The following is a 20,740-nucleotide window of genomic DNA, read 5'->3' on the forward strand; positions in this document are numbered from 1 at the left end:
CCTTGCCCGCATACAAGTGATCGGGTTAGCCTGGCCAGGATTTGCGGCGTGATCGCCGAATTCTTGTGGGCTGACGCCGGCCGGTTGTGTGTATTCCCGGTCCGCGGTCGAACCCGTCCACCGTTGTCGGCCTTGCTCGGCCGCGCGGTTCCTTGCCATCACACACACGGATCAATGTCGGCCGGTCGGCGAATGGCCGACGCGCGAAAGGGTTTTGGCGGTGCGCAAAGATTTCGCTCTGGTGACCGGGGGAACCAAGGGGATCGGTCTCGCTCTGAGCGGGCGGCTGGTGTCGTTGGGTTACCAGGTGGTGGCGCTCTACCGGGGCGACAAGGAGTCGGCTGCGGCGGCGGAGCGTGAGATCGGCAACGGTCTGCGTGCCCTCCAGGTCGACCTGGCGGACCCCGGCGCGGCGACCGCCGTGGCCGACGAGCTGCTCACCACGTACGGCGCGCCGAAGGTCCTGGTCAACAACGCGGGCCGGAACATCGACCGCCCCTTCCTCGACATGTCGTTCGACGACTGGAACCAGGTGATCGCGGCCAACCTGTCCGCGCCGTTCTACCTCACCCGGGCCCTGGCGCCGGCGATGCTCGCGGCAGGCGGCGGTTCGGTGGTGAACGTGTCGGCCACCACGGGGATCCGCCCGCGGCTGAACGGAGTCAATTACTGTGCCAGCAAGGCGGGACTTCTGCATTTCACCAAGTGTCTTGCAATGGAACTCGCGCCCACCATCCGCGTCAACTCGCTCATTCCCGGGATGATCGACACCGAGGAGATGCGGACGCGTTTCCGGACCGACGAGCCGTATTACCGCGAAAAGCTGCTCGAAGAGATCCCGCAGGGACGCATCGGCGACGTCGACATGATGGCCGACGCACTGGAGTTCTTGATCAGTGAGAAGGCCTCTTACATCACCGGGCAGAAACTGATCGTGGACGGTGGTCAGTTCATGTGGTGATGGCCATGGCGCGAGCGGAGCCGGCCCCTGCGGCACGGCGGGACCGGAAGACCCCCTGATTTCACGAGAAGAGGACTGTGCACGTGCGTTCACGTATGGACCGGTACGAGGGATTCCTGGCCGAGCAGTACCGGCACGGCTTCACGAAGTCCGACGAATACTCACTGGACGAGCTGTCCGAGGACCTGCGGGCCCGGATCGCCGACGGTCACTTCAAGCGTGTGGTCTTCACCGGCATGGGGTGCTCGGCGATCGTCTCCGACGTCGTCCGCGCCTTCTTCATCTCGGCCGGCGCCGAGGTGGAGTTCCACGTCTTCAACGACTACGACTACGCGTACCTGCTGCCGTCCTCCGTGATCGACGACGACCAGACCCTGATCATCCTGAGCTCCTACAGCGGTCACTCCGTGGAGCCGGCACAGGCGTTCCAGACGCTCTCGCACGCCCACCACCGGATGATCCTGCTCACCTCCGGCGGACGCCTGGCCGAGCTGGGCCGTGAGGCCGGTGTCTCGATCATCCGGTGGGAACTGAGCGAGCCGGACCGCGAGTACCCCCTGTTCCACGTGGGGCAGTACTTCGCCATCCTCCTCGAGGTCTTCTTCCGGCTGGGACTGGTCCGGCAGGACTTCGGGGAAGAGGTCCGGGCGCTCCCGGGCCACCTCGCGCACGACTTCACGGACGCCCACCGGGAACTGGCGCACACCGCGGCCATGCGCAGCCGGGAGGCCAACGTCATCATGATCGCCTCGCCGGCGTGGCACGAGAGCCTGCTGAAGCTGGCCAAGATGCACCTCAACGAGATCGCCATGGTCCCGGCCACCCGCAACTATTTCCACGAGTTCTGCCACAGCGAGGTGGCCACCCTGTCCGACCCGACGCGCAGGCACAGCGTGCTGCTCTTCACCGACGACGAGGACGACGAATACACCAAGGGGAAGATGAAGAACCTGCTCGGCCTGCTCACGAGCGACCTCCCGCAGAACCGCAACATCGAGGTCACCCAGATTCCCATGACCCAACCGACGTTCATGCGGAAGTACTTCACCGCCCTGGAGTTCGTCCAGCATCTCACGCTCGCGCTCGGCCGCGCGCACGAGACCGAGTCGCGCAACCTGATCTCCGAGGCCGCCGGGAACCCCTGGTACCACGGCGACACCATTCGCGCGGAGGCGGCCGCCCGCTAGGGGGTTCCGTTTGGATCAGCCCGGGTCCGCGACGCCCGGCACGGCGCCTCGCCGCGTTGCCGGATCACCCGAGTACGCCCAGTACGCGGGTGATCCTCCGCCTTGCGATGCACCGCACCGGACGCCGCGGCCTGGTCCGACCTGATCCGCACGAAACCCCTGGCCGCTCGTGCCGCCGGGGCCGCGCGCCGCGTGTCTCCCCCGCGGGGAGACACGCCACGCCCCCGCCCACGCGGGCGCACCCCGCCCCGGCGCCCCCGCACATTCCGCACAGCACAGCAGATCTGTCGGGCTGCCGCCCGCAACCGGTACGGAGCGACCCGCCTGACCCGGCCCGGTCAGGCACGAGGACGAAGGAGTGTTGGCTCGGTGAGCAGCCCGGATGACCCGATGGTGGCCGAGACGGACGTTGCGATCATCGGCATGGCCGGGCGGTTCCCCGGCGCCGACGACCTGGACTCCTTCTGGCACCTGCTGAGCGAGGGCCGGGAGGGCATCACCCGGTTCAGCCGCGAGGAACTGGCGGCCGCCGGCGTCCCCGCCCGGCTGCTGGACGACCCGCAGTACGTCCCGGCACACGGCGTCATCCCGGACGTGGACCTCTTCGACACGGGCTACTTCGAAATCACCCCGGCCGAGGCCGAGATGACGGACCCCCAGCACCGCATCCTGCTGACGGCCGGCCACGCCGCCCTGGAGCACGCCGGCTACGACCCCACCCGCTTCGGCGGGCTGATCAGCGTCTACGCCGGCGCCGCGATCAACACCTACCTCCAGCAGCAGGTCCTGCCGCACGTCGACCAGACCACCACCTCGAACCATTTCGCGGTCATGGTCGGCAACGACAAGGACTTCCTGGCCACCCGGCTGTCGTACAAGCTCGGCCTCACGGGCCCGAGTTACACCGTCCAGACCGCCTGCTCGACGTCGCTGGTCGCCATCCACCTGGCCTGCCAGGGGCTGATCAACGGCGAATGCGACATGGCACTGGCCGGCGGCGTCACCGTCAAGCTCCCGCAGACCAAGGGCTATCTGTACGAAGAGGGCGCCATCCTGTCCAAGGACGGGTACGTACGCACCTTCGACGCGGACGCCGACGGCACCGTGCTCGGCAACGGCGTGGGTGTCCTCGTCCTCAAGCTGCTGCGCGACGCCCTCACCGACCGGGACACCATCCACGCGGTCATCAAGGGAACCGCGACCAACAACGACGGTTCGGGCAAGGTCAGTTTCGCCGCCCCCGGCGCGGCCGGGCAGGCCGCCGTCATCCGGGAGGCACACGCGGTCTCCGGCGTCGACCCCCGCTCGATCGGCTACGTGGAGGCACACGGCACCGCCACCCGGCTGGGCGACCCGGTCGAAGTGTCGGCACTGACGAAGGCGTTCCGGGCCGCCACGTCGGACACGCAGTTCTGCTCGATCGGCTCGGTCAAGTCCAACATCGGCCACCTGGACGCGGCCGCGGGGGTCGCCGGTGTGATCAAGACGGTGCTGATGATGAAGCACCGCACGCTGGTGCCCACGCTGAACTACCACACTCCCAACCCGGCCATCGACTTCGCGGCAGGGCCCTTCAAGGTGAGCACCCGCACCGAACCGTGGCCGGCGACCGACCGGCGGCGCGCCGGTGTCAGCTCCTTCGGCATCGGCGGCACGAACGCCCACGCGGTGCTGGAGGAAGCTCCCCGGCCGCCGGCCACCGGGGACTCCCGCTCGAGCCAGGTGCTCGTCCTGTCCGCACGCACCCCGGGGGCGCTGCGCACGTCGGCCGCGGAGCTGGCCGGGTACCTGGAGAGCGAGGACACCGCCGCGCTCGCCGATGTGGCCTACACCCTGGCGGTCGGGCGGCGGGCCCACGAGTACCGCCTGGCCGTCCTGGGTGCCGACCGCACCGCCCTGGCCGCCGCCCTGCGCGGCGCCACCATCCCCGAGCGGCAGGCCACGGGCGAGGTCTCCTTCGTCTTCACCGAGCACATCGCCGACGCCGAGGCCCTGGCGGAGCAGTGGTGCGCCGCGGAACCCGCCTTCGCCGAGCACTACCGGTCGGCGATGTCGGCCGGAGCGGACGGACAGGGCCTGGCCGGGCAGACGTTCGCCCTCCAGTACGCGCTGGGCCGGCTCTGGCTCGGCTGGGGCGTGCGGCCGGTCGCGCTGCACGGCGACGGTCTCGCGGCCCGGGTCGCCGCCTGCGTCACCGGCGCACTGTCCCTGGCCGAGGGCCTGACCGGGCTCGACGGGCCGGCTGCCACCACACCGCCCAGCGCGGGCACGGACTCCCGCTTCCCGCTGCGCGGTGCGGGGGAGGAGGTCCGCGGGCGCGCCCTCGGGGTGGCCGACGGACCGTGGGGTGCCGTCGCCCGCGCCTGGGAGGCCGGGACCGACATCGACTGGCAGGCCTGGTTCGCGGACGAGGAACGCGGCCGGGTACCGCTGCCCACCTACCCCTTCGAGGGCCGCCGCTGCTGGCTGACCGGGCCTCAGGCGCCGGCTGCCGGGGATGCCGCCCGACCGGGCCCGCACCCGATGCTGGACGAGAACGTCTCCACCCTGGAGACCGTCGCGTACCGCAGCTCGCGTACGGGCGAGGAGTTCTACCTCGCGGACCACCGGGTGGAGGCCGAGCCGGTGATGCCGGCGGTCGGCTACCTGGAACTGGCCCGCGCCGCGGGTGAGCTGTCCGCCGGAGCGCCGGTGCGGCTGCACGACGTCTCCTTCGACCGCCTCCTGTCGTACGCCTCCGGACCACGCGACGTCCTGGTCTCCCTCTGGCGTGACCAGGACGCGGTCGCTTTCGAGGTCGCCCAGGACGACACCGTCTTCGCGGCGGGTGAGATCCGCACCGGCCCGGGTGAGCCGCACGCCCCGCTCGACCTGGCGGAGATCGCCGCGCGCTGCACCGAGTCCGTCGGCCACCAGGCCTGCTACACCCGGCTGGGGGACCTCGGCCTCGACTACGGCCCCCGGATGCGGGCCCTGTCCGAACTGGCGATCGGTGACCGGGAGGCACTCGCCACCCTCGAACTCCCCGACGGCGCGGCGCTGGACAGCGCGGTGCTGAACCCGGCGCTGCTCGACGGGGCTCTGCACGGCCTGGTGCTGCTGCTGGCCCGGGCCTACGGCACCACGGCCGGCGGCTTCCTGCCCATGGCACTGGGAGAACTGTCCACGTACGCTCCGGTCGACGGCCCGTGCCGGGCCCACGTGACGATCGGCCGGCTCGGTGAGCGCTCCGCCCACGCCGACGTGACCGTGCTGGACTCCCGGGGGAACGTCCTCGCCCGGCTGCGCGACCTCGTCGTCAGGGTGCTCGACCGCCCCGACGGGGCGGAACTGCTGGCCCGCCGCTGGGTCGAGGCCCCGGCCGGAACCGCCGGCGGCGGCATCGGTACCGCGCTCGTCGTCGCCGCCGACGCCGACCGCCGCACGGCCCTGGCCGGCACACTGACGTCGCTGGGCGCCGAGGAGGTCAGCGCCGTCCCGCCCGGGACCCCGGTGGCGGACGGCCTGCCGGACACCGTCCTGGCCGTGGAGCCCGAACCCGAGCAGGCCCTCCACCTGGTGCAGCAGTTGCTGAGCGGCCGGCCGACCGCCCCCGTCAGGGTGCTGCTGGTCCACCGTCACGACACCGCCGGTGCCCGCCCCGAACACGCCGCCCTGGCCGGCTTCGCCCGCGCTGTGCGGGCGGAGAACCCGTTGCTGCGGCTCCAGGTCGTCGGACTCGCCGACGACGTGGACGAATCGGTGGCACTCGCCGCCGAACTCGCCGGGCCGGGCGGCGATCCCGAGGTCGCGTACACCGCGGCGGGACGCCGTGTCCCCCGCCTGGTCCCCGCCCCGGCCGCCCCGCCCGTCCCGCTCCGCGACGGCGGTGTCTACCTGATCACCGGTGGTGCCGGCGGTCTCGGCCGGGCCGTGGCCGACTGGGTGCTGCGCCGCGTCGATGCGCGCGTCGTCCTCCTCGGCCGCAGCGCGCAGCCCTCGGCACAGCTGGACGAGCGGGTGGTGTACCGCAGCGCCGATGTCACCGACCCCGCCGCCCTGTCCGCGCAACTGGCCTCGGTCCGTGCCGAGTTCGGCCCCCTCAACGGCGTCGTCCACGCGGCGGGCGTACTGCGCGACGGCTTCGTCCCGACCAAGTCAGCGGCCGACTTCGCCGCCGTACTCGCCCCCAAGACCACCGGCCTGCGCACCGTGGAAGCCGCTACGGCCGACGACCCGCTGGACTTCTTCGTCGTCTTCTCCTCGATCGCCGCGCACATCGGCAGCGCCGGCCAGACCGACTACGCCTACGCCAACGCGTTCACCGAGGCGTACGCCGAGCGCCGGGACCGGATGACCGCCGTCGCCTGGCCGATGTGGGCCGACGGCGGCATGCGGCAGAGCACCGAGGCGGCCGCCGACATCGCCGCCCGCACCGGCTTCGGGGTGCTGCCCACCGAGACCGGCCTGCACCTCCTCGAACAGGCGCTCGGCGCCACCGGCGCACTGGTGGCGGCCTACGGCAACACCGGACGGATCGCCGCCGCGCTGTACGCCCCGCTCACCACCGCACCGGCGGCCGCCGCCGGCCGTCCGTCCGTCGCGGACGGCACGGACGGCACGGACCCGCACGCGGCCGCCGTGGAGCTGCTGCGCGAGCTGATCGCCGTCGAAACCGGGCTGGACCCCTCGGAACTCGACGAGGACGCCCCCTTCGACCGCTACGGCATCGACTCACTGGTGATCACCAAGCTCAACAGCGAGCTGGACCGCCGCTTCACCGGCCTGTCCAAGACCCTGTTCTTCGAGTACGCGACCCTGGGCGAGCTGGCCGCCTACTTCGCCGAGCAGCACCCGGCCGAACTCGGTGGTGCCCGCCGGGAGGAGCCGGCGCCGCCCGCCGAGGCCGGCCACGTCACGCCGAGCCGCGCCCGCACGCGCCGTCCCGCCATGGCCGCCGGAACCGAGGACCGGGCGGTCGCCGTCATCGGGCTGGCCGGCCGCTACCCCATGGCCGACGACGTCGAGGAGTTCTGGGCCAACCTGGTGGCGGGCCGTGACTGCATCGAGGAGATCCCCGACGACCGGTGGGACAGCACCCGCTGGTACGACCCCGATCCCGCCGCGCCGGGCCGCGCCCACACCCGCTGGGGCGGATTCCTGCGTGATGTGGACCGGTTCGACCCGCTGTTCTTCGGTATCTCCCCACGGCAGGCCGAACTGATGGACCCGCAGGAACGGCTCTTCCTGCAGAACGCCTGGCACGTGCTGGAGGATGCGGGCTACCGCCGCGCCGACCTGTCCGGGCGCCCCGTCGGCGTGTACGTCGGCGTGATGTACGGCGAGTACCAGTTCCACGGAGCCCTGGACGCCCTGCGTGGCGGCCGCCCGCTCACCGGCTCCTCGTTCGCGACCATCGCCAACCGGGTCAGCCACGCCCTCGACCTGTCAGGGCCCAGCCTGGCGCTGGACACCATGTGCTCCTCCTCGCTCACGGCGATCCACCTGGCCTGCGAGAGCCTGCGCAGGGGCGAGAGCGAACTGGCGATCGCCGGCGGCGTCAACGTCTCCGTCCACCCCTACAAGTACGCCTTCCTCAGCCAGGGCCGCTTCCTGTCCTCCGACGGCCGCTGCCGCGCCTTCGGCGCGGGCGGTGACGGCTACGTCCCGGGGGAGGGGGTCGGCGCCGTCCTGCTGAAGCCGTACCGGCAGGCACTGGCCGACGGCGACCGCATCCACGGAGTGATCCTCGGCAGCGCCATCAACCACGGAGCCCGGACCAACGGCTACACCGTGCCCAACCCGCACGCCCAGCAGCGGGCCGTCACCAGCGCCATGGAGCAGGCGGGCGTCGCCCCCGAGGACATCGGCTACGTCGAGGCGCACGGCACCGGCACCGCCCTGGGCGACCCGATCGAACTCACCGGACTGACCAACGCCTACCGGTCGGCCGCCGCGGAACCCGGCCGCTGGCCCATCGGGTCGGTGAAGTCCAACGTGGGACATCTGGAGTCCGCCGCCGGTGTCGCCGGGCTGACCAAGGTGCTGCTGCAGTTCGCGCACCGCACGCTCGTGCCCTCGCTGCACGCCGACGAACTCAACCCGAACATCGACTTCGACCGTTCGCCCTTCCGCGTGCAGCGCGAACTCGCCGAGTGGCCGGACACCCCTCGTCCGCGCCGGGCCGGGCTCAGCTCCTTCGGCGCGGGCGGCGCCAACGCCCACCTGGTGCTGGAGGAGTCGCCGCGGCCCGAGCCGGGCTCCACCGTGCCGGCGGGCGAGCAGCACACCGACGAGCCCGTCCTCTTCCTGCTGTCCGCACGCGATGAGGAACGGCTGCGCGTCTACGCCGGGCGGGCCGCACGGTTCCTGCGCACCGAGCGGGTCCCTCTCGCCGACGTCTGCTTCACCACCCAGGTCGGCCGCGAGAGCATGGACGCCCGGCTCGCGGTGCTGGCGACCGGCGGCGCCGAGGTCGTCGCCGCGCTGGAGCGCTTCGCCGAGGGCGGGCCGCTGCCGGAGGTTCCGGCCGACGGCGCGCTCGGTGAGCGGGCCCGGCGCTGGCTGGACGGCGCCGAGGTGGACTGGACCGCCTGGCACGCCTCCCGGCCCGGCCCGGCGCCGCGCCGCAGCCGAGCCCCGCGCTACCCGTTCGCGGACGAGCGTTACTGGATCCCGCTCGACCCGGAACCGGCCAGGGCACCGCATCCGCTGGTGGACGCCAACGAGTCCACCGTGACGGAGCTGCGGTTCCGCAAGACGTTGCGTCCCCGGGACCCGCTCGTGCGCGACCATGTGATCGAGGGCCGGCCCCTGTTCGCCGGCGCCGCGACCCTGGAGTTCGTGCGCGCCGCCGCCGACCTGGCCGAGCCCGGTGTGCGGCACGCGCTGCGCGATGTGCTGTGGGGCCGGGCGATCGAACCCGCCGACGCCGAGCTGGCGCTGTACGTGGCCTTCCGGCCGGACGGCGACGGGCTGGCCTTCGAGGTGTACAGCGAGGCCGCGGACGGCCGGGTGACGCACGCCCGCGGCACCGTGGTCGGCAGCCCGGGACCGCACGGTGACGCCCCGGACCCGGCCGGCGCGCGGGAACGGCTGCCCGTCGTACGGGACCGGGCCGAGGCCTACGCCGACTACCGCGCCGCGGGCTTCGTGTACGGCTCGTCGTTCCAGGTGGTGGACGAGATCCGCAGCGCGTCCGAGGAGGCGGTGCTGCGGCTGAGCGGCCGGCTCGCCGAGGAGGGGATGACGCTGCCCCCGGGGCTGCTCGACGGAGCCCTGCGGGCGTGTCACTGGGTCGGCCGGGACACCGCGCCGCGGCCCGGTGAGCTGCCCGTGCCGTTCAGCCTGGGCGCGCTCGACGTGTTCGCGCCGCTGCCGCCCGTGGTGTACGCGCACGCCCGGCTGGTGGGCGAGAGCGCCGGCGTACGCCGTTTCGACATCGCCATCCACGACGAGGGGGGCCGGCTGCTGGCCTCTTTGAGGGATTTCGCCGGCCGCGTACCGGGCGCCGCCCCCGCCACGGCGCCGGACACCCCGGCCGGGGACCGGACCGAACAGGGCCAGGGCCAGGCGCGCTTCTACGAACCGTACTGGCGGCCCGCCGCCGACCCGGAGCCCGCGGCAGCCGCACCCCGCACGCTCGCCCTGCTCGGCGACGCCCCGGACCTGGCGGCCGCGCTGACCGCGACCGGCGCCTGGCGCCGCGTGATCAACCTCCCCGGAGACCCGGACGGGGTCTCGCGGCTGCTCGCGGGCGCGGCGCAGGAGGACGGCCCCGAGGACGGTCTGGACATCGCCTTCGTCCAGGCACTCCTCCGCCCGCCGACGTACACGGCCGGCGACGACGCCTCCGCCACGGACGTCCTCGACTGTTCCTGCTTCCTCGTGCTCGACGTCCTGCGGGCCGTGGCATCCGGTGAACTGCCGGGGAGGGTGCGGTGTCTGCTGGTGCACCCCCAGGACGGCGACGCGGAACGACCCGAGTGGGCCGCCCTGGCCGGATTCGCCCGGTCCACGGCCGCAGTCGCCCGGTTCGAACTGCTGACCCTGGGCGTACCCGCGCAGGCGCCCGCCACCGAAACGGCCGCGGCCATGGCCGTCGAACTGCGTGCCGCGCCGCGAGCCGCCGGACTGGAGGTACGCCGTACGGCGACCGGCGACCGGGAGCTGCGCGGGCTGCGGCCCGTGTCCGCGTCCGGCCCGTTCGCACCGCCGCTGCGCGACCGGGGGGTCTACGTCGTCACCGGCGGCGCGGGCGCCATCGGACGCGTGCTCACCGGATACCTCGCCCGCACCCATCGGGCGCGGCTGGTGCTGGTCGGGCGTTCCGAGCCCGACCAGCGCCTGCTCGGCGAACTGGCCGGGTACGGCGCGGAGGTGCTCGCGCTGCGCGCCGACGTGACGCGGGCCGGGGAACTCGCCGCGGCCCTCGCGGCCGCCCGCGAGCGCTTCGGCGCGCTGCACGGTGTGTTCCACCTGGCCGGGGCCGCCGACGACGGGCACGCCACCGACGACGACTTCGGCCACGACAGGTTCGCGCGGGTGCTCGCGGCCAAGACCCGCGGCCTGGTCCACCTCGACCGGCTGACCCGGGACGACGCCCTCGACCTGTTCGTGGTGTTCTCCTCGATCTCCTCGCTGATCGGCGACTTCGGCGCGGCGAGCTACGCCACGGCGAACCGTTTCGCCGACCTCTACCTGGTGCTGCGTGACTCCTGGGTGCGCCGCGGTGCCCGGTCCGGCCGCAGCCTGTCGCTCGGCTGGCCGCTGTGGTCCGCCGGCGGCGTGGACGCGCTGGTCGGCCGGCCGGAGCTGGCCGCGTACGCCCGGCGCAGCGGGATGCCGGCCCTGGAACCCGAGGAGGGACTGGCCGTCTTCGAGCGCTCGTTCGCGGTCCCGGCACCCTGGCTGGTCCCCGCCTGGGGCGACCCGGCCCGGATCGACGCGGCACTGGCCGACCCGGCCGCCCCGCCCTCGCCGGCCGGGCAACAGGCCCGGACGGCGGCGGGCACGACGGCCGCACCGGCGACCCGGGCGGCGGTGGACGGCCGGCGGGCACAGCTCGTCGAGCATCTGCGCGGCATCCTGGCCTCAGTGCTCAAGCTCCCGGTGAGCCGTCTGGACAGCCGGGTCCCGCTGGACGACTACGGCCTGGACTCCGTCCTGATCATGGAGTCCAACACCGTGCTGGGCCGGGACTTCCCCGGTCTGCGGGGGACGGTGTTCTTCGAGTACCGGACGGCGGACGAGCTCGCCGACCACCTGCTCACGGAGCATGCCGACGCGGTCGCCCGCCTGTTCCCCGAACCGGGCGACGCACCACCGACCGCGCCACCCGCCCCGCAGCCCTCCGACCCCCAGCCACCTGTCTCCGCGGCGCCCACCGCGTCGGCACCGGTAGCCTCGGCACCGGTCGCGTCGGCGTCCGTCTCCGCGGCACCGGCCCCGCCCCCGCCGGCCGGGGCCGCGGACGAGCCCATCGCCGTCATCGGCATCAGCGGGCGCTATCCGCAGGCCCGCGACCTGGACGAGTTCTGGCGCAATCTCGCGGCCGGACGCGACTGCGTGACCGAGATCCCCGCCGACCGCTGGGACGCCGAGGCCCTCTTCGACCCGGATCCCGCTGCCGCGGGCCGCAGCTACAGCCGTTGGGGCGGCTTCCTGTCCGACGTGGACGCCTTCGACTCGCTGTTCTTCCAGATCTCGCCGATGCAGGCCCGTTCCATGGATCCGCAGGAGCGCCTCTTCCTGGAGACCGCCTGGTCGGCGCTGGAGAACGCGGGGTACCCGCCCTCCCGCCTCCCCGCCCCCCGGTTCGGCGGCCAGGGTCGTGACGTCGGCGTCTTCGTCGGGGCCATGTGGGACGACTACGCCGTGCTGGCGGCCACCGAGTCCGCCCGCGGCAACCCCCAGGTCGTCCTCGCCAACCGGTCCTCGATCGCCAACCTGGTCTCCTACGTCGGCGACTTCCGCGGACCCAGCGTGGTCGTGGACACCGCCTGCTCGGCGTCCCTCGTGGCGGTCCACCAGGCCTGCGAGAGCATCCGCCGCGGCGAATGCAGCTACGCCGTCGCCGGTGGCGTCAACGTGTCCGTGCACCCCGACAAGTACGTGCACCTCAGCCGCAAGACGATGCTCTCCGCCGACGGCCGGTGCCGGGCCTTCGGCGCGGGCGGCAGCGGGTACGTGCCCGGCGAGGGCGTCGGCGCCGTCGTCCTCAAACGCCTCTCCGAAGCGGTCCGGGACGGAGACACCGTGCACGCGGTGATCAGGGCGACCGCGGTCAACCACGGCGGCCGGACCAGCGGGTTCACCGTGCCCAACCCGCACGCCCAGCAGGCCCTCGTGGAGCAGGCGCTGGCCACCGCCGGCATCAGCGCCCGCACCATCGGCTGTGTCGAGGCGCACGGCACCGGAACCGCTCTCGGTGACCCGATCGAGCACACCGCGCTGGCCCAGGCCTTCGCCCGGCACACCACCGACACCGGGTTCTGCGCGCTGGGTTCGGTGAAGTCCGCCATCGGCCACCTCGAGGGCGCGGCCGGCATCGCCGGGCTCACCAAGGCGGTGCTCCAGCTGCGGCACGCCACACTGCTGCCCACGCTGCACGCCGAGGAGCCGAACCCGGCCATCGACTTCACCCGGTCGCCGTTCACCCTCCAGCGGGAGACGGCCTTCTGGCCCCAGCCGTACGACTCCGACGGGCGCCCGCTGCCGCGCCGCGCGGCGGTCAGCTCCTTCGGCGCGGGCGGCACCAACGCCCACGTCATCCTGGAGGAGTACGTGGCACCCGGGCCGGCACCGGCCGGACCCGAGGCGGCACCGGCACCCGAGCTGATCGTGCTCTCCGCCCGCGACGAGAAGCGGCTGCGGCACTACGCGGCGGAGCTGGGCCGGGCACTGGACACTCCCGCCGAACCGCCCCTGCGGCTCGCCGACGTCGCCCACACGCTGCGGGTGGGCCGCGAGCCGATGGCCGAACGCCTGGCGTTCGTCGCCACCGGCCTCGCCGAGGCGGCGTCCCGGCTCGCCGCCGTCGGACGCGGCGAGGACGGGCAGTGGCTGCACCGGGGCCGGGTCGCCCCGCACCCGCCGCTCGCGGGCCTGTTCAGCGACAGCGTCGGCGGCGACGACTTCCTGACCGCGCAGATCCGCTCCGGCAACGACGAGCTGCTCGGACGGCTGTGGGTGTCCGGCGTCGACGTCGACTGGAACCTGATGGAGCAGGGCCGGCCGGGCTCGCGGCGCCGGGTGCCGCTGCCGACGTATCCGTTCGAACGTGCCCGGCACTGGCTCAACCTGGGGCCTGCGCCGGTGAGCCCCGCGGGTGGCGGGCACGCGCCGTGGCGGCGCACCCTCGCGGTCACCGCGCCGGTGCTGCGGGACCATGTCGTCGGGGGCCGCGTGATCCTGCCCGGCGTCGGCCACCTCGACCTCGTCGCCGAAGCCCGCGGCGAGCAGGCCGGACCGTCCTTCGCCGACGTGCGCTGGATCGCGCCGCTGGAGGCGGCCGGCGCCGGGACCGACGTCGCGGTCAGGTTCGACGGGGACCGCTACGAGGTGCTCGGCGCCGACGACGCCGTCCGTTCGTGCGGACGCCTGGTCGACGCGCCCCCCGCGCCCCCCGCGGTCGATGTCGCCGCGCTGCGGGCTCGGCTGGACGAGGGCCCCGGACACACGGCCTTCTACCGGCTGCTCGAGCAGCAGGGCCTGCCGTACGGGCCGTTCTTCCGGCGCGTCCGGCAGGTCTGGACAGGCGAGGCCGAAGTCCTCGGCAGGCTGGGCGCGGTCACCGAGGACGCCGTGCACCACCTGCACCCGGGAGTCCTGGACGCGGCGCTGCACACCGTCGCGGCGCTGCTGGTCCGGCGCCGGGGGCCGGGTGCCCGGCCACTGCTGCCCTTCGCGGCGGACCGGGTCGAGGTCTTCGGGCCGGTGCCGGCGAGCGGGTGGTCGCACATCCGCGAGACCGGGCCCGACCGCTGCGACGTGCTGCTTGTCGACGACACGGGCGAGGTGCGGGTGCGGTTCACCGGCCTGGTCTACCGCGAGGCGAAGCCGGCGGCCCCGGCAGCCGTGGAAGCAGGGAGCGCCGGGGGAGCCGTGGCGGCCGGGGGAGCCGTGACGGTCTACCGGCCCGTCTGGACGCCGTCGCCGGCCGAGGACACCGCCGAGCCCGCCCGCCGGGTGCTGCTCGTCGCGGCGCGGCCGGACGCCGAACCGGCCCTGAGCATGGCCCGGGCGCACCCGGACGCGGAGGTGCACCTGCTCGCGATCGGTCAGGGGGGCCTCACCGACAGCGAGGTGGACCGGGCGCTGGCGACAGCCGCACCCGACGTGCTCTATTTCATCGGCGCCGCCGCGGAACCCGAGCCGGCCGACCGGGCGGGCCTGCGGGCCGTGATGGAACGTGGCGTCGTCTCCTTCCACCGCCTCGTCCGCGCCCTGGACCGGCACGGTCTGCTCGACCGGCCGCTCCGGATGAAGGTCGTGACCGCGGACGCGTACCCGCTCGCCGAGGACGACGCCTCCGCGCCGTGGGAGGCCGGGCTCGCCGGGGCCGCGATGGTGGTCGCCAAGGAGTTCCCGCACCTCCGGATCGCGCTGGTCGACATGCGCCTGGCCGAGGCCGCCGACACGGCCGCCGCGGTGGCGTCCGAGCCGTTTCCGGCCCGTACCGTGCCGGTGTCCCTGCGAGCCGGGGTGCGGCGGGTCAGGACGTTGGAGTGGGTCGAACTGCCGCACCAGCCGTCCGCGTTCCGGCCCGGTGGGGTGTACCTGGTGGTCGGCGGTCTGGGGGCCGTGGGCCGGGACACCTGCCGCCACCTGGCGCGCCACCACGGGGCCAAGCTGGTGGTCGTGGGGCGCTCCCCGCTCGACGGCACCCGACGCGAGCAGATCGCCGAACTCCAGGCGGCGGGTGCCGACGTGCGCTACGTCCCGCTGGACGCCACCGACCCGGCCGCCCTGGCCGAGGCCGTCGCCCTGGCCAAGCGGGAGTTCGGTGCCCTTCACGGCGTGATCAACGCCGCGATGGTCCTGGTCAACCGAGTGGTGCGGGACCTGCCGGAGGCGGAGCTGCGCTCGGCGCTGGAGTCCAAGACCGACACCACCTGGAGTCTGCTGCACGCCGTGCGCGACGAGGCCCTGGACTTCGTGCTGCTCTATTCGTCCGGTGTCGCCTTCGAGGGCAACCACGGCCAGGCGGGATACGCGGCGGGCTGCACGTTCGCGGACGCCTACGCCCGGCACGCCGCGCGGGGCCTGCCGTTCCCGGTGCGGGTGCTCAACCTGGGCTACTGGCACGCGGGCGGTGACCAGGACCGTCAGCGGGTGCTGCGCCGGGTGGCCGCGGCCGGTATCAGGCCGCTGACGGCGGAACAGGGCATGGCGGTGGTCGAGCGGACGCTGGCCGCCGGGCTGCCCCAGCTGCTCGCCCTGGACGCGGACCAGGACATCCTCGACAACCTGGGTGTTGCCCCGGACCGCCGGCTCGTCGCGCTGCCCGGGAGCACCCCTCCCGCGCTGCCCGAGGTCCGGCTCGGCCGCACGCCCGTGGACGACCCCGAACTGACCGCGCACCAGCGTGCGGTGACGGAGACGGAAGAGCTGGCAGGACGCCTGCTGGCGGCCGTACTGCACCGTGCGGGCGTCTTCGCCCGACCGGAACGCCGGCACGACCGCGCCGCACTCGCCGCCCGGCTGGGAGTGGTGCCGGAGCACGCGGCCCTGTTCCAGCGGCAGCTCGACCTGCTCGCCGCCGCCGGATACCTGCACGCCCAGGACGAGTGGGTCCAGCCCACGGGCCGCACGGTCGAGCCCGAGAGCGACGTGGTCCGGGCGGTGGGACAGCTGATCGCGCGCCGTCCCGGCATCGAGCCGGTCGCCGCACTGCTGCGGGACTGCCTGACGGCGCTGCCCGACGTGCTGACCGGACGCCGTAGCGCCATGGAGGTCCTCTTCCCCGACGGCACGCCGGACCGGGTTGCCGCTGTGTACCGGGGCGATCCGGTCACCGACCGCTGCAACGCCGAGGTGGCCCGGCTGGTCCTCGAACAGGTCGAGGCCCGGCTGGACGCCGCGCCCGGCACCACCGTGCGGGTGCTTGAGGTCGGCGCGGGGACGGGTGGTACCAGCGCGGCGGTGCTCGGCGCGCTGGCACGGCACGGCGGACCGATCGCATACGTCTTCACCGATGTCTCCCCCGCCTTCGTCCGCAAGGCCCGGACCCGGTTCGCCGAGCACTCCTTTGCACGATTCGAGGTGCTCGACATCGAGGCCGACCCGACGGAGCAGGGGTTCGCGCCCGGCGACTACGACATCGTGCTCGGCACCAACGTCCTGCACGCCACCCGCTCGCTGGCCACCACCCTGACGCAGGTCAAGCGGCTGCTGCGGACCGGCGGTGTGCTGCTCGCCACCGAGGGGACGAGGCCGCTGCACCAGCTCGCGCTGATCTTCGGTCTGACGCCCGGCTGGTGGCTGTCCGGTGATCAGGAACACCGCATGCCCGGCTCCCCGCTGGCGTCCGAGCAGCAGTGGCGGGACGTACTGGCGAGCTGCGGCTACCGGGACATCAGCGTGGGATCGCCCACGACCGAGGCGGGGCCGGCCTTCCAGAGCGTGATCGCGGCGGTCAGTGACGGCCTGGTGCCCCTGACCACCGGGGACGGGGCGGCCGTGACCGCTCCGGAGCAGGGGACGCCCGCCGGTACCGGGGTGCCCACGACCACGGTCCCCGCCGGCCACGACGACGCGCTGGAACAGGTGACCGCGGTGTTCGCCCGGGTCCTGGAGATGGCCCCGGACCAGCTGGACCCCGATCTCACCTTCGAGAACTACGGGGTGGACTCGTTGGTGGTGCTGGAACTGACGCGCGGCCTGGAGGCCGTGTACGGACCGCTGTCCGCCACCTTGTTGTTCGAGCGGATCACCATGCGGCAGCTCGCCGACTTCTTCCGCGACCGGAGCGCCCCGCGGCCGGCGGCACAGACGGCGCCGGAACCAGGGGCCGCCGTACCCGACGAAGCCGAGCGCCTGGTGGCGGACCTGTCCGACGAGGCCGTCGACGAGTTGCTGGACCGACTGCTCTCCCAGCGCGGGGAGTCCGAAGGAGGCGGACGATGACCCCTGAGCCGTTCAGCTGCGTGGTGGTGGGAGAGGAAGCCCTCCTCGTCGAGTGCACCAGAGTGCTCCGGGCCCGCGGGCACGAGGTCGTCGCCGTGGTGTCCCCGGCCCCGGACCTGATCGCCTGGGCCGAGGGCGAGGGGCTGGCGACCGTACCGTTCGGAGCGGACCTCGCCGAGCGGCTCGCCCCCCTGCGCTTCGACTACCTGTTCAGCATCGCCAACCTGCGGATGCTCCCGGACGAGGTACTGGCGCTGCCGGCTCGGCTGCCGATCAACTTCCACGACGGCCCCCTGCCCCGGCACGCCGGTCTGTTCGCCACCAGCTGGGCCATCCTGGACGGCGACGAGGAGCACGGCGTCACCTGGCACGTGATGACCACCGAGGCCGACACCGGTGATCTGCTCAAGCAGCGCCCGGTGCGCGTCGACCCGGCGGCAACCGTGCACGACCTCGACATCGCCTGCTTCGACGCGGGGATCGAGTCGTTCGGCGAGCTGGTGGACGAACTGGCGACGGGCACCGCCACCCGCACCCCGCAGGACCTCGGCCTGCGGACCTACCACGGCAGATACGACGGGCCGCCCCGGATGGGCCTGTACGACTGGCGCCGGCCCGCCGCGGACCTGGACGCCCTGGTGCGGGCGACGTCGTTCGGGCGGCGTCCCAACGACTTCGGGATTCCCCTGGTGGCGCTCGGGGACGCCCTGATCGCCGTGCGGGCCGTGGAGGTCCTGGACCGGCCCTCGTCCGCGGAACCCGGCACACTGCTCGACGCCACCCCGGACGCGCTCACGGTGGCGACCGGGGACCGGGACGTCCGCCTCACCCACCTCGCCGAGCTGACGGGGGAGCGGCTCGACCCGGTCGACGTGGCCAGAACCCTGACCGGACGGCATGCGAGCCGTTTCCCGCACCTGACCGACGCCGAAGTGGCCGAGCTGACCCGGGCCGGGCGCGCGGCACACCGCCAGGAGACCCGGTGGCTGCGCACCCTCGGCGCGCTGGAACCCGTCCTGGTGCCCAGGTTCGGCGCGCTGCGCACCGTCACCCGGCCCGCCGACCCGGTGGCGCTGCCCGCTGCCCTGTGCGGCGCGGCCACCGAGCCGGTGTGGCCGGCCCTGGCCGGCGTGCTGGCCTTCCTGGCCCGGCTCGCCCGCGAGGGTGAACGGGACATCGCCCTGCCCGCGCGGAACGCCGGGGCCGGCCGGCTGCTGGCCCCCGAGGTACCGCTCCGCCTCCCGGAGAACCTCCTCGACGGGACCCTGCCGGACCTCACCGAACGGGTCACCGCCGACGTAGCGGCGCTCCGGGCCCGCTCCCCCCACCGCCGGGACCTGCTGCTGCGCCACCCGTCCGCGACCGCTGTCGCTCGCGCGGGGCTGCCCGTCGCCGTCCGGCTGCCGGGCGACGACGAGGAGCCCGCGGACCGTCCGTTGACGATCCGGATCGACGCCCGGGGCACGGTCGGGTTCCACGCCGGCGGAGAACTGACCGCTGATCAGGTGCGCTGGCTCGGCGAGCACCTCGCCCAGTTCCTGGACGCCGTGGCGGCCGAGCCGTGGCGTCCGCTCGGGCAGGTGCCGCTGCTCACGCCCGGGGAACGGGAACTGGTCGAGGACCGCTGGAACGACACCGCCGAGGACTATCCGAGGGAACGCACCGTCAGCCGGCTGGTCTCCGACCTGGCCTGTGCCGTCCCGGACAGGCCGGCGGTCCGGTTCGAGAGCCGCGAACTGACCTACGGCGAACTGGACCAGGCCGCCGACCGGCTGGCCCGGCACCTCATCGAGCGGGGCGCGGGGCGAGGCTCGGTCGTCGGCGTCCTCCTGGAGCGCTCACCGGAACTGCTGGTGGCGCTGCTCGCCGTGATGAAGACCGGGGCGGCGTACGTGCCGATCGACCCGATCTATCCGCCGGCCAGGATCCGCCACATGGTCGCGGACTGCGGGGCCCGGCTCGTGGTGACGGACGAGGTGCTGGGCACCACGCTGACGGCCTTCCCGGTGACGCCCGTGATCGTCGCACCGCACACCGGGGCCGGCCCCGCGCGGGAAGAGCCGGCCGCACCGGTGGACCGCTCGGAGCCGGACGCCGCCGCGTACGTCATCTACACGTCGGGGTCCACCGGGCTGCCCAAGGGGGTGCAGGTGGGGCACCGGGCGCTGGTCAACTTCCTGTGGACGATGGCCCGCAGACCCGGATTCGACGCGCGCGACGCGCTGTCGGCCCTCACCACCGTCTGCTTCGACATCGCCGGTCTGGAGCTGTTCCTGCCGCTGGTGTGCGGCGGGAGCGTCGATGTGCTGCCCGCGGCGGTGGCGGCGGACGGCGTCGCCCTGCGCGAGCGGATCGAGCGCACCCGCCCGACCGTACTGCAGGCCACGCCCACCACCTGGCAGATGCTCATCGCCGCGGGATGGCCCGGCGACCAGGGCCTGCGCGCTCTGTGCGGCGGCGAGCCCCTGCCGGCCGACCTGGCGGACCGGCTGACGGAGCTGGTCGGGGAGCTGTACAACATGTACGGCCCCACCGAGACCACGATCTGGTCGACCGTCGACCGGGTGCGGCCCGGTGAGCCGGTCACCATCGGCCGTCCGATCGGCAACACCCGCTGCCACGTCCTCGACGAGCGGGGGGTGCCCGTCCCGCCCGGCGTCCCCGGCGAGTTGTACCTCTCCGGCGACGGCGTCGCCGACGGCTACCTGGGCCGCCCCGAACTGACCGCCGAACGCTTCGTCGCCGCCCCGCTCGGCCCCGGCCGGGCCTACCGCACCGGGGACCTGGTGCGGTACCTGCCGGACGGCCGTCTGGAGTACCTGGAACGGATCGACGGCCAGATAAAACTGAACGGCTACCGGATCGAGCTGGGCGAGGTGGAGTCCGCGCTCCGGCGGATCCCCGGAGTGACCTCCGCCGTGGCGCTGGTCCGCGAGGACCGGCCGGGCGAACGCCGGCTCGTGGCGTACGTGACCGGCTCCGCCGGGCTGCCCGAACCCGCCGGCCTGCGGGCGGCGCTGCGCGACGGCCTGCCCGCCTACATGGTCCCGGCCGCCGTCGTGGTCCTGCCGCGGGTCCCGCTCACGCCGAACGGGAAGATCGACCGCAAGGCGCTGCCCGTGCCGCGCACGGCCGGGACCGCGGGGGCCGGTGTCGAGGTCCGCACCGACCTGGAGCGCCGGATCGCCGAGGTCTGGTGCCAGGTCCTCGGAGTGGACCGGGTGGGCGCGGAGGACAACTTCTTCGACCTGGGCGGCGATTCACTCCGGCTCACCTCCGTGACGGCGATGCTGCGGGAGCGGCTCGGCCGGCCCGTCACCCGGCTCGACATGTTCGGGCATCCGACCGTGCGGGCCATGGCCGTGCACCTGTCCGACGACGCCGTACCCGTCGTCGGACAGCAGCGGCGCGGCCGGGACGTCGCGGCGCTGGCCCAGCGCCGCAGCCGAAGGAAGGGGCGGGCATGACCGACTCCGCCGCCCAC

Annotated in this window: 4 protein-coding genes; all 4 read left to right on the plus strand. The window is 73.8% G+C overall.

All coding sequences use genetic code 11. From position 1 onward, the window contains the following. Positions 1–220 precede the first annotated feature (220 nt). The 4 genes from ACZ4U1_RS14460 (at position 221) to ACZ4U1_RS14475 (ending at position 20,723) form a co-directional block, all read left to right on the plus strand. Positions 221–961, plus strand: a complete 741-nt coding sequence (locus tag ACZ4U1_RS14460; RefSeq protein ID WP_467903207.1) for an SDR family NAD(P)-dependent oxidoreductase — start codon at positions 221–223, stop codon at positions 959–961. 83 nt (positions 962–1,044) lie between these two features. Continuing rightward, complete coding sequence (locus ACZ4U1_RS14465; protein WP_467903209.1) at positions 1,045–2,148, plus strand: SIS domain-containing protein; 1,104 nt, start codon at positions 1,045–1,047, stop codon at positions 2,146–2,148. A gap of 390 nt (positions 2,149–2,538) precedes the next feature. After that, the gene (locus ACZ4U1_RS14470; protein WP_467903522.1) at positions 2,539–17,256 is read left to right on the plus strand and encodes an SDR family NAD(P)-dependent oxidoreductase; all 14,718 of its coding nucleotides are present in this window, start codon (positions 2,539–2,541) and stop codon (positions 17,254–17,256) included. Continuing rightward, complete coding sequence (locus tag ACZ4U1_RS14475) at positions 17,253–20,723, plus strand: amino acid adenylation domain-containing protein (RefSeq protein WP_467903211.1); 3,471 nt, start codon at positions 17,253–17,255, stop codon at positions 20,721–20,723. The genes ACZ4U1_RS14470 and ACZ4U1_RS14475 overlap by 4 nt, the downstream gene beginning before the upstream one ends. Positions 20,724–20,740: the final 17 nt, after the last annotated feature.

The sequence above is a fragment of the Streptomyces sp. NPDC028928 genome, from assembly GCF_055564915.1.